The sequence below is a fragment of the Metaclostridioides mangenotii genome (genome assembly GCF_017873185.1).
Taxonomy (GTDB): domain Bacteria; phylum Bacillota; class Clostridia; order Peptostreptococcales; family Peptostreptococcaceae; genus Metaclostridioides; species Metaclostridioides mangenotii.
Genome location: NZ_JAGGJX010000002.1, coordinates 279,864 through 291,991, shown reverse-complemented (window position 1 = coordinate 291,991; position 12,128 = coordinate 279,864). Strand labels below are relative to the sequence as shown.

Sequence of the window (12,128 nt, the reverse complement as noted above, 5' to 3'; positions counted from 1 at the left end):
ATGTTTTATTATTAATTTTAACATAGTAATAGTATTAATTTAAAACTTGTTTCTCCACAAAGAAGGTGAAAATACAATTAAAAATGGAAATAATTCCAAACGACCTGCCAACATATTAAAGCACAGCACTAGTTTTGAAAACACTGAAAAATCGTAAAAACTCTGAGTAGGCCCAACTCCTGCCAATCCCGGACCAACATTATTTAAACAACTTAATACCGCACTAAATGTAGTAGCAAAATCTAAATTTTGAATTGATACTAACAAAACTGATAAAACCAACATAATTACATAGACAATAAAATATATGTATACACCGTGAATAACCTCACCGCTCACTCTTTTTTTATCTATTGTAACAATACTAACTGATTGAGGATGAAGAATGTGTTTGATCTCTTGCCTTACAGTCTTCACAAGGATAATCAATCTGGATGTTTTAATTCCACCTCCAGTGGACCCTGCACACGCCCCGATTATCATTATTCCAAGTAGTATAGACTTTGAAAACATCGGCCACAATTCATAATCCGCGGTCGCATAACCAGTAGATGTAATAATTGAAACCACCTGGAAAACTGCATATCTTAATGCTTTTATAGGCGTTTCGTATATGCCTAAGATATTTATAGCTATAGCAATTGTTGCAAGAAGAATAACCCCTAGATAAACTCTTACTTCCTCACTCTTAAAAGCTATAGAAAATTTCTTTATTATAAATAAATACAATATATTAAAATTTATCCCAAATAGTACCATAAAAAGAACAAGAACGCCCTCAATATAAGCACTGTCATAGTGCGCTATACTATCGATCCTATTTGAAAACCCACCAGTACCCGCGGTACTGAACATATGAATTAAACTATCGAATAAAGACATTCCTCCAAACATCAACATTATAGTTAAAATTATAGATAGAAGAATATAAATCCCATACAATATCTTAGCTGTAGAACTAACCTTAGGTACAATTTTATTCACTGTAGGTCCTGGCACTTCTGCACGTAATAAGTGCACTGATCTTTTTTCAGTCAATGGAATAAATGCCAATACGAATACCAAAACTCCCATACCACCTATCCAGTGAGTAAAACTTCTCCAAAACAACATGCCTTGAGATAAATTTTCCAGATCGTTTAATATAGTAGCTCCTGTTGTACTAAACCCAGATACAGTTTCGAAAAAAGCATCTATAAAAGTTGGAATACTTCCGCTCATCAAGTAGGGAATACAGCCAAATAAAGACCAGAGTACCCAAGTAAAAGCCACAATTACAAAACCTTCTTTTGCGTAAATTCCTGAGTTTTCCGGTTTTTTTCTACCAAATATTAAAAATAGAACAAATAATAAAGTTGAAGTTACGAAAAAATCAATTGCTTCCCTTTCACCGTTTAAAATAGACACTATCCCAGGTATTAGCATTAGCACTCCCTCGATACCCATCAACTTTCCCAATATATATACTACCATTCTTTTATTCATAGTTTTGTCCTATCCCTCTACCTTAAATATATCATTTAAATCATTAAAACGGTGACAAGTTGTAACGACAATAACGCTATCTCCAACCTTCAGATATTCGTCTCCATCAGGTATAATAATTTTTCGTTTTCTAACAACACAAGCAATCAACAAATTATCTTTAAGTTTCATTTCTTTAATTGGAATTCCTAAATACGATGTCTTTTCCCTAATGATAAACTCAATAGCTTCTATCTGGTTGTTTACCAAACGATACACAGTTTCTATATTCGCACTCGCTAACGAATTCTGCATAGCCCTTACATACCCTAAAATAGTATCCGCAGTAACAGTCTTTGGAGATACAACTGTTTCTATACCAATATCTTCAACTATGCTAGCTAATGGTTCGCTATTAACTTTGGTAACTATCTTAGATGCCTTTCTAGTTTTAGCGTATATCGACATAATTATATTCTCTTCATCAATTCCCGTTAAAGCAACAAATGCGCCTACTTTATCGATGCCCTCTTCCTCTAATAATTCATGATTAGTCGCATCACCGTGAATAATTGTTACATCTGGAAGCAATTCACATAATTCCATACATCTATCGTAATCTCGTTCAATAATTTTTACTTGAATCCCCATGTTACTTAATTTCTTTGACAGATAATAGGATACCCTACTACCCCCACAAACTATAACTGTAGAAACTCTATTTTTAAATTTCCCAGTAACTTTGAAAAACTTTTCTATCCCTTTATGAGAAGAAGCTATATAAATTCTATCTCCTGGCTTTAGAACAAAGCTTCCCCCAGGAATTAGAACTTTTTGATCTCTCTTTACTGCACAAATTAGAACAGAATGCGAATATTTTTTCGATAGTTCTTCAAGGCTCAATCCATCTATTGGAGTTCCCTGTTCTACCTTAAACTCGACCAACTCCACCTTACCTTTTGCAAATGTCTCAATTTTACTAGCAGATGGGAAAATCAATACCCTTGAAATCTCCTCAGCCACTTCAAGCTCCGGATTTACAGCCATAGATAATCTCAAATCGTCCTTAATCAAATACATTTGTTTATAATAAACCGGATTTCTTACTCTGGCTATAGTTTTTTCAGCCCCAAGTTTCTTGGCAAGCAGGCAGCACATCATATTCATAGAATCCGATGAAGTACAGGCGATCGCCAAATTAGCGGTATCAATTCCCGCTTCAATTAACACTTCATGGCTCGCTCCATCTCCTTCAATACCAATTACATCCAGCTCATTCATAGAGTTCTTTAATTTTGCAGATTTATGGTCTATCAAAACAATATCATGATCTTCTTCTGATAGTTGTTTTGCTAATTTATGTCCAACTTTTCCATCCCCAATAATCACTATTTTCATCTATATTTCCCTATTTCCTCTCAATGTTATAATAATCACCATGATAGCATATATAAGGGCTTGAGACAATTGTTTATTCCACTAACTAAATACCACTAACAGCCATCAACTCATCCACATTGCACTTACTCTGAAAACTTAGCCATCGCTCCTTAATAGCCTTCAAATCTCCCCATAAGCTTTTCCCCTCGTTTTGCTGATCTGTTCCAGAATCTTCTCCCCAGTCAAAATCTACTCTATTTGGATTCAGCGTCTTTAGTTTCTCTGCATTTGAAATATATATAACACAAAATGCAATTTATAATTTACATTTAGGAATATATAATATATAATAAGATTATAAATAATGAAGGAGGACTTCCATGAAAAATAAAAAACTCAAAATTGCCAGAATTGAATGTGATATGAGCCAGGAGGATTTGGCTAATATTGTTGGTGTCACACGGCAAACTATTGGTTTGATAGAATCTGGGAATTATAATCCGACACTGAAACTTTGCATTGCAATATGTAAAGCACTTAACAAAAATCTAAACGAATTATTTTGGGAGGAATCGTAATGAAAATCAAGAAAATCAAAGATGAACGTGTCTTACAATTAAACAACAAAATTCAAAGTGAAGCCTATTTTGTAGTGCTATTCCTTTTGGCTTCTTCTGTTTTTATTAAGGTCTATGTAATGGATATGTCTTTCTCACAGTATGGATTTGAACTTGGCATTATCCTTTTATCAACAGCTTATATTACAGTAAGGAGCATGTTTGTTGGATATAGTTTCATGGACACTTCTAAAAGTGGAAAAGTATCAGCTATTTTAGCTTTAAGCCTTTTTATAAGCATAATAAATGGAATAAGAAACTACTCTCTATATGGACATAAGTACACTGGAATATTCGATGGACATTTTATTGCAGTATTATTGTTTACTTTTATATCTCAGGCTGTTTTTATCTCCGTTGTATTTACTATTCTATATTGGTTAAATAGGATAGGACAACAAAGGATTGAAAAAAAACTGAATGAAGAAGATGAATAGGATTGATTGCTTTAATCAATCACGTTTCCTCCGTTACAGAAAGGAATGTACTGGAGGGGTGATATGCAAAATGATAAATACCTTTATCTTGTAAGCAGAGCCAGGGCCACCAGTATAACAGACGTAACCTTGTCTCCAATGTTGCGAAACTCTCTGCAACTTGAAGTGTCGTATGGTATTTAAAAGTCTAGTTTCCATCAGTAAATCATAGTTCGTATAAACTACTCTAATATACCTTATACCATTTTTAAGTCTAAGTAATCTAACTTGTCTATTCTCAGACACTTGCTTATACTCACAATCTTAACCTGCTCTAACCAAACTTCGACTTCTGACTTTTTCTAATAATTTCACCCAGTTCATCCTCACTGTACTTAGTAAAAGTCTCATAAGCTTCAAGCTGATTGTATGTACAAATATTTTTAGATTTCCATTTCTTCAGAATCCCCTTCAAATATGCCAACTCCATCGTGCTTTTCTCAGAACAAATCGCAATCGCTCTTTTACAACAGAATGTCGATCTCTTTTGATTTTTCTAAAAGCCATTATCAATTATTGGATATGTAAACCCTAGATTTTTCTCATACAAACTTTTAAAGTCTTTAAAGTATTCACAATCTTCATAGTTATCCACAGTACTATCCGATAAATACAAATAGGGTTTGTTATTAATATTTATACTGTTACTATTACTGTCCTCCTTTACCATATACGGCAAATCGGTACACGGTATTTTTTGTATATGGATTCTTTAGTTTATTCTCTTCATTTTTAACTGCCATCGTATTTTCAAGTGTAGTAGTATATTCAACTGTACTCTTGTTTTCAATTGTGGTAGTATTTTTAACTATACTCGTGTTTTTAATATTCTTATCTATTTTTCCATATACACTTGAATCTATAATTTTAAATTAAAAAAAGGAACTACTTAAATATTATATCTAAGTAATTCCTATTTCTATTGTTTATCTACTGCTCGTTCTATATACGATCTTACTTCATCAGGAGAGATATTTAAAACAACTGCAAATTCTTCATTTATCAATCTCTCCGCTTCTTTCATAATATCACTGTCTACTTTATGCACTTTTTTGCCAATAGATTCTGTGTATCCTTTATTAGAATATATACTTCTTATTAATGAAATTAGTTCATCACATTTACCCCTTTTTAGTATTGCTTTAAATTGATTATTCCTTGCTTTCTCATCTTCTATCCATAAGCTATTTAAATTGGGGCTATCATTAATTAATGATTTTACCTCGTCTTCTGATATTATTTTTCTAATTGTAATTTTATTGTTCTCTACAGGCGTTTTTATTACTGTGGTATCGTTGTATACCGGGCTTAATATGTAGTATTTTCTTTTTTCTTTCCCTATAAAACTCTCATTTGCAATATCTACTACTTTACATACACCTGTCATTCCGTACACTATATAGTCATCAATCTTAAACATTAAGAGCTCACCATCCTTAATATAATAAACGAGTAGCTTTGCCAACTGGAGTTAACCAAAACTACTCGTTTATATACATTTTATCACATTTAGCATATTTTAGATAATGAAAAGATTATTTTAATGCTTTTTAAAATTTTTTATTTAAATAATCGCCCCTAATAAAAATATTTAATGTGCTCATATAACTAATTCTGTAGGATATAAAATCGGAACCATAGTAACAATTGTTGTAGAATGTTTTAACGAATGCTCTTACAAGAGATTAATGATAAACATTGTTTATATGAATTAATTGTGCGGGAGATTTAAATATAACTGATGAGGATATAAGTGTTTTTGAAGATTAAGTTGAAAAAATTTGGATTAATTTGCATAAGTATTAACCTAATATACAAAATGGATCTATACCCTCCATCAAGAGACCTCTAACCCCCATTGAGGTCTTTTGTACTTTAGAAGATTTTTATTTGCTTTATAATGGGGATTTATCGGTAAATTTATATTTTTATCTCTTTAGCTTTTGAAAATTCTTCAATAAGATTATCAAATTTATTTAGATACTCATTTCTTGATTTTGAATTAGTAAAATACATACAAGATTTATACATTTCTTTATCAGGCAAATTAGAACATTCTAGTTGGTATACATAATTATCACCCACTTTTTCATGAGTTTCTCCTGTTATTGTTAAATCGTGTATAGTTAATATACTGTATAACGGTATTTTTGTTTCCAAAATTTCGATTTCAGTATCTTCAATTGTTTTAAATGAAATATTATTATTTTTCAAGTTAATAAAATCCACTTCTTCATCAACTGTAACACTTAAATTATCAATTTTTATATATTCCTTGAATGGTTCTTTTTTTATTATACACTTATTAAGAACTTCCAAATTATATATATCCTCTTCGTAAACTTCTTCTTTTGGGTTAATATTAATACTTATATATTGAGTTATTGCATTTAACTTTTTATAGAAGTTAAGAATATAGTCTAATGAATCAACCTCAATTTTAAAATTAAAGTCAGGTAAAATATCACTTATTAGTTTACCATTTAACTTTAATGTCTTATTACCTAGCGTTTTAAGAATCTCTAAATTATCAATAACTTGATCAATTGATTTACAATCTTTGAAATTAATTTTTATATAAAATTTACCACTTTGGTTTTCTTTATTTATGTTTAAATCTATAACTAAATCTTTTGAATCAACTCTTTTAAAGGTAATTATATCTATATCTTTCGAAGGTTGTCTTTTAAGAGTAATAGTTTTAATTATATTATTAGATTCAAGATTAATATTAAAACTTTTAAACTCAGGAGGAGCGAATGTAATATTTTTTTTACCTTGAAAGTCTTCGGTAATAGAAGTTAATAACATATTACTAGTTCGAAATAATTTTCCATTAATATCTACATTTTCTTTTAATTGCAACTTTTCTTGTGAGTTATATGAATATTCAAGAATTTTATCGATACTATTACCCACCAAATACTCTGGCAATTCAAATAAATCTTTATTTAATAAGCTTTTCAAACTATCTGTTGATAACATACATGAGCCATCTTCATAAGCTTCATATTTAAATTCATCAGGTAACAATTGTTTTTCTAGTTGCCTTATTATAGTTTCTGGGATTTTAGCACTATTTCTTTTGAAAGCATCATGAAACCTTGCACACATTGTTAGATATCCTCCTTTATTACTTCTAGTGTTATTATTTTAGATATTAAAGTATATTTGTCTTTGTTTTCTATATTTAATCCAATTATAAAATTAATTAAATCATCAAGATCATCTTTATTTTCTACAAATATATACTTTATATCTTCGTATTCAAATCTAAGCCATAAATTTTCGTATTCTTTAATACCATCAGAATAAATTTTATAACATTTTTCATTCATACACGATGTAAATGTTAATACTTCTGGTATATCGTATTCTTCAGTTATAATAGGTATATATCTCCACTCTTTTTCATCATGAAAATTTTTAGGTACATATTTACCATTAGCTAACATCTTACCTGCGATTGGTTTAATGAAAAGTACATGTTCTAATAAATAATTTTTATAAGGTTCTAAAACAATTTCGTTATTTTCATCATCTTCTGTAATAAATATTTTTTTTAACTCTTTACTTAATCTTGAGTTTTCGTTTAAATATTGAATTGGCTGTATCCCATTATCTATTCCCCAATTTTTATCCATTCCTAATCCAATAAATCCATAAAATTCACAGTGATCATATATGTTTTTAATATTAATATCACAAAAACATGTCATTGGAAAAGCGATTTTAGAAAATTTTTCTAATTCTAGATATGGTATTAGTTCTTCATAATATCTAGGTATAAATGCTTTATTCTCAATTATTTGTTTTAAATATTCAATTTTTCTCATAAAATTAAACAATGAATTAGCACTTTGCTTAAAGCTATTATTATTCAACTCTATGTCACTTGCATAGATATTTAATGCCATGACTCCCTCCATATAAATCGTAATATAATATTTATACATTTTATTATAATATATTGAAAGAATTAAATCTTATTACTCCATATGTAATTGTTCGCGAATCACTTTATTACGCATTTGAATAACAGGCAAAGGCGTATAGTTTTAAGATGTAATAAACATTGAGCGTAATCGACAAAAGTGGCCATTGGCCATAGAGGAAATCTTTTTATTTAGATTTCCTCTAATCTTAGTGTAAATTTAATTAATATAAGTCATTTTATATTACATAAAAAACTGCCTACAATTAAGTAAGCAGTTGCTAGATATTGCATTAATTGATAGGAATATATATATTATCACCTCAAGAACATAGAAATAATCCTTTTGGGTCAACAATAATCCTGATATATATTAATCCCAATCTTAATCCTAATCTATATTAATCCTAAATCTTATTATTACTCATTATAAACTTGTAGTATTTATAACATTGGTTGTTGGTTATTCATAGAATACCCATCGCTCCTAATATCTCTTATATCTAATCTTTCTGCTTTTGTTTTAACCTTGCTTAGTTTTTTAACTGCCCCATAAGGCTCCTTCAATGAAAGTTTATCTCCATGTCCAGAAATAATCCATAAAACTTTATACCCCCTAGGTATCGTTTGTAGCTTGTTTTCGCCCTTGCCATCAGTAAAATACACAAGTAAATTTATCTTTTTATTGTTAGCGTATTCAAAAACTGGAGTGAATTTAGTGGTTCCACCTTTTTTAACCCTATCTTTTACATCATTTACAGATTTAACTTTGTATGCACGTCTAATTTCACTATCGCATTCTATAATCGTAATTTCATGGTTGTAATTTTTAACTATATTTAGAACCTCTTTAACTGCTTGTTTAAACTCTTCATCGCTAATACTTCCACTTATATCAATCGCAACAGCTATTTCTGCTTTATGAGATCTCAATTCACCTCTCAAGTCTAATCTGTCTGGTTGTCTTCTATTTCTTCTCGTTATAGTTTTCTTTTTATTGCTTTCAATAGTTCCCATCAATCTATTTAGATATAAATTCCAAGGCAATTCGCCCTTACTATTTTTAAGTGCTGATATCATATCTTTTAAATAGGCGGGATTTTCACCTTTTTGTGAATTATCTATAAATTTTTCTGTAAATTCTTTAAGAGTTTTCCCGTCTACATCATCTGAATCTTCCCAAATATCGTGAGTTTTTTCTGGGCTAAATTCTCTTTCTATATTAACGGATTCATCGCTGTTTTCGTCTTTGTTATTTTTGTCTTTGTTATCTTTGTCTTTATTATTTTCGTCTTTATTGTCGGAATCCCTGTCATCAGCTTCTTTATCGTCGCCTTCTTTCTTATCCTCTTCTTTGTAATCATCCTCTATATCCTCATCCATCTTATCCAGCAAATCTAACTCGGTTTGAATCTTTTCAACATAATATTCAAAAGTCTCATATGGCTCGAGTTTTAATGAATAATTTACATTTACCCAGTCTAAAGTAATAGCATAAGGCGGTAGATAATCTAAATATTTATTTACGACTATATCCATTGCCATATTAATAGCTAATGTACTATATCTTCCTTTTAAACCTTTTGCTCTCACTAAGTGCATTGACACTACATGAAGAATTTCGTGTTTAATAGAACTCTCCATTTGTTTTATATCGAGGTTTAAAAAAATCATGGGATTAAAGTAAATTACATATTTAGCGCCTTTAAAATTCACAGCTGTGGGACTACTTATGTCAAACCTTATCTCCCTTGACATTTGAAATAGAAAATACCCATAAAAATTCTCTTTATCTTCCATAAGACTCAAATTAACTTTATCTACAATGCTAAAGAACTCATTCTTAAAATCTTGTGGTATATCTATTTCAAATCTTTTATTAGTTCGGTTTGCTTTTAAAATAGACACTGTATCGATGAGTTCAATTGTTCTATCGTAAAGCCACTTTACTTGTTTTTCAAAATAATTTTCCATACATTATCCCCTTATCAAGTTATAAGATTCAAAATACGCCTCCACAAATTCTTCATTCTCTAAAGCTTTTTTGTACACCTCACTATAACTATTTTTCATATCCTTCATAATCCCTACCATAAGATCTACAGGATATATTTTTAAAAACTCAATAAATCTATCTATATAATCGTTTGATTCATACTTACCATATTTTATATTCGATTCTAAAATTTTTAAAATATTCATTGCCGATAGATATAGTCTTGTATGACTTTCATTTATCGCTCTTTCTACAACAGATTCGTTAAGAGTTTCTCCTAAAAACACATCTTCATAAGATATTAATAAACTGCTATCTGATTCAACAAAACTAATAAACTCTTCTGCAATTACCGTCCCTACATTTCCTTTTAAGACATTTACAAATATAGCTCTCGGTATAAAATCTTTTTTCTCATTATAAATTTTATAACTCTTTGAAATTCTTTCATAGCTTCTCGGAGTTGCCTTTACATCGTCTTCATTTGTTTTATTTAGATATTCTGGGAAGGTTGAAATAAACTCAACAACCTTTTGTTCAATCCCTACATCTATCGCCCATTTTAGCCACTGTACATAATCACTTTCCATATTAAGCCACACAAATCTATTTTCTTGAGCTGCATCCATATCCACAACCTGATAATCAAAATCTGAACCATATTTACTTGAGGGGTTCATCGCTGCCAAAATTTTTACATCATCATGCAAGTTGTATCCATTGATTTCTCTATTTAATATTAAATTCATAAGCTCTTGCTGTACCGTATGCTCGCAACGATTTATCTCATCTATAAATAAAAGAACTGTCTTACCTTTAGATATTTCTTCATCTATATCCCTTAACTTGTTATGAACAGCATATACTGTCATCTTTTTTTCTTTCTCATTTCCGTCGGAATTAATATCTATATATGATTCCACAGTTGGAAGACCTCCTATTTCACCTTCTTTAAGTAGGTTCCCATCAATAACTATTAAACTCCAATTATTCTGCTTGGCAAGCTTCTTTGCCAAAGCGGTTTTTCCTATTCCACTTTCACCAACTACTAAAGGTACTTCTCCAGTAGATAACACTAAGTCAACGCTTTGTAATGTATCTATAAAATTCATTTTGTCCCTCTCCTATATCATCTTTATCATCTATTATAAGTCTTAATTTTCGCCTATATAAGTTTTAACTTTTCATCTATTGCAAGCCTTAATCGTTCATCTATATAAGTTTTAACTTTTCATCTACAGCTATTTTCTTTGCCTTTTTGCTTCCGAATTTAGAAATAAATATTATCTTATCAATTGGCATAGTTTCGCTATCTCTATCTATAGTTCTACAATTTAAAAAATCTCTAATATATTTTTCATCGACGTCTTCCTTTGATAATACTTTTTTCAATACTTCCTCTAATTCATATTTAGTTACATCTTTTACGATATATTTAATCACTAAAATATTAGCTTTCAAAAACTCCAGCATTTTTTTCTTATCCAAATTTTTTATAAGCCCGATAGCCGACTCATCTTCCTTTATAGCCATAAGCTCTACATTATGTGTAGGCGTATCAATATATCTTAATGCTACAGAATTTATTTTTACAGCCTCTTTTTCCACGCTTTCATAAGGGTCTTTTATATACTTTATTGAATCATAATTTTTTCTAACTGCTAACAATTGCGACTCCTCATTAGGATTTTCAATGTACTGGATAGCCCATCCAGCTTGATTTATCGCTAATTTGACGACCTTATCAGTCGGATTATTAATATACTCTAAACTACTCCAACCATCGTTTACAACTTTTATCATCATATCTTCTGTGGGGTTATCTATATATTCAATTGCTCTAACATTGTTATCTATTGCTAATTCTTGCATCTCCCTAGTTGGGTTTTCTATATATTTTAATGCAGTTCCATCTTTTAAAATGGCCGCTATTTTCATCTCATCTGTTGGATTGTCTATAGTTTTTATAGTTAAAGGATTTATTTTTATATATTCAATAAGTTTTGATTCTTCCATTGTTCCCCTCCGTATTTATTATTTTATTACTTATTATATAAATATACTTTTTATATGGATTTAAACATAATTATAACAAAATCCCTAATGCTATAATAGCTTCTAGATTTTAAAAATTATTTGGAGTCAATTTATATAGTTGATATAATTAGTATTAAGAAATAAAAAAGATGTACACCTAGAGCAAAATCTCTAGATGTACATCTATTCATGTGTATTTATATATAACATTTATAACTAAAGAT

Annotated in this window: 11 protein-coding genes; 2 read left to right on the top strand and 9 right to left on the bottom strand. The window is 29.8% G+C overall.

What is annotated here, in order from left to right:
- Positions 1-39 precede the first annotated feature (39 nt).
- Positions 40-1,485 carry a TrkH family potassium uptake protein gene (locus tag J2Z43_RS07475; protein ID WP_209456603.1) on the bottom strand — a complete coding sequence of 482 codons (1,446 nt, stop codon included), beginning with the start codon at positions 1,483-1,485 and terminating at the stop codon, positions 40-42.
- A 9-nt stretch (positions 1,486-1,494) separates the two neighbouring features.
- Entirely contained in the window at positions 1,495-2,862 is a 1,368-nt protein-coding gene (trkA, locus tag J2Z43_RS07470) for a Trk system potassium transporter TrkA (protein WP_209456602.1), read from the bottom strand.
- A 362-nt stretch (positions 2,863-3,224) separates the two neighbouring features.
- Here trkA and J2Z43_RS07465 point away from each other — a divergent pair, with 362 nt between their 5' ends.
- Positions 3,225-3,422 carry a helix-turn-helix transcriptional regulator gene (locus J2Z43_RS07465; RefSeq protein ID WP_209456601.1) on the top strand — a complete coding sequence of 66 codons (198 nt, stop codon included), beginning with the start codon at positions 3,225-3,227 and terminating at the stop codon, positions 3,420-3,422.
- Positions 3,422-3,898, top strand: coding sequence for a DUF6773 family protein (locus J2Z43_RS07460; RefSeq protein ID WP_209456600.1), 477 nt, complete (start codon positions 3,422-3,424; stop codon positions 3,896-3,898). The genes J2Z43_RS07465 and J2Z43_RS07460 overlap by 1 nt, the downstream gene beginning before the upstream one ends.
- A 313-nt stretch (positions 3,899-4,211) precedes the next feature.
- Here J2Z43_RS07460 and J2Z43_RS14790 read toward each other — a convergent pair whose 3' ends face one another.
- The 7 genes from J2Z43_RS14790 to J2Z43_RS07425 form a co-directional block, all read right to left on the bottom strand.
- A complete protein-coding gene (locus J2Z43_RS14790; protein ID WP_327786945.1) occupies positions 4,212-4,394 on the bottom strand; it encodes a DnaD domain protein in 183 nt (60 codons plus the stop codon).
- 462 nt (positions 4,395-4,856) lie between these two features.
- Entirely contained in the window at positions 4,857-5,357 is a 501-nt protein-coding gene (locus J2Z43_RS07450; RefSeq protein ID WP_209456599.1) for a CarD family transcriptional regulator, read from the bottom strand.
- Positions 5,358-5,857: 500 nt separating this feature from the next.
- Entirely contained in the window at positions 5,858-7,051 is a 1,194-nt protein-coding gene (locus J2Z43_RS07445) for an abortive infection system toxin AbiGii family protein (RefSeq protein ID WP_209456598.1), read from the bottom strand.
- Between the two features lie 2 nt (positions 7,052-7,053).
- Positions 7,054-7,854, bottom strand: a complete 801-nt coding sequence (locus J2Z43_RS07440) for an abortive infection system antitoxin AbiGi family protein (protein WP_209456597.1) — start codon at positions 7,852-7,854, stop codon at positions 7,054-7,056.
- Between the two features lie 461 nt (positions 7,855-8,315).
- Complete coding sequence (locus tag J2Z43_RS07435) at positions 8,316-9,845, bottom strand: vWA domain-containing protein (RefSeq protein ID WP_209456596.1); 1,530 nt, start codon at positions 9,843-9,845, stop codon at positions 8,316-8,318.
- A gap of 3 nt (positions 9,846-9,848) precedes the next feature.
- On the bottom strand, positions 9,849-10,979 hold the full coding sequence (locus J2Z43_RS07430) for an ATP-binding protein (protein WP_209456595.1): 1,131 nt from the start codon (positions 10,977-10,979) through the stop codon (positions 9,849-9,851).
- Positions 10,980-11,079: 100 nt separating this feature from the next.
- Entirely contained in the window at positions 11,080-11,883 is an 804-nt protein-coding gene (locus J2Z43_RS07425) for a hypothetical protein (RefSeq protein ID WP_209456594.1), read from the bottom strand.
- Positions 11,884-12,128: the final 245 nt, after the last annotated feature.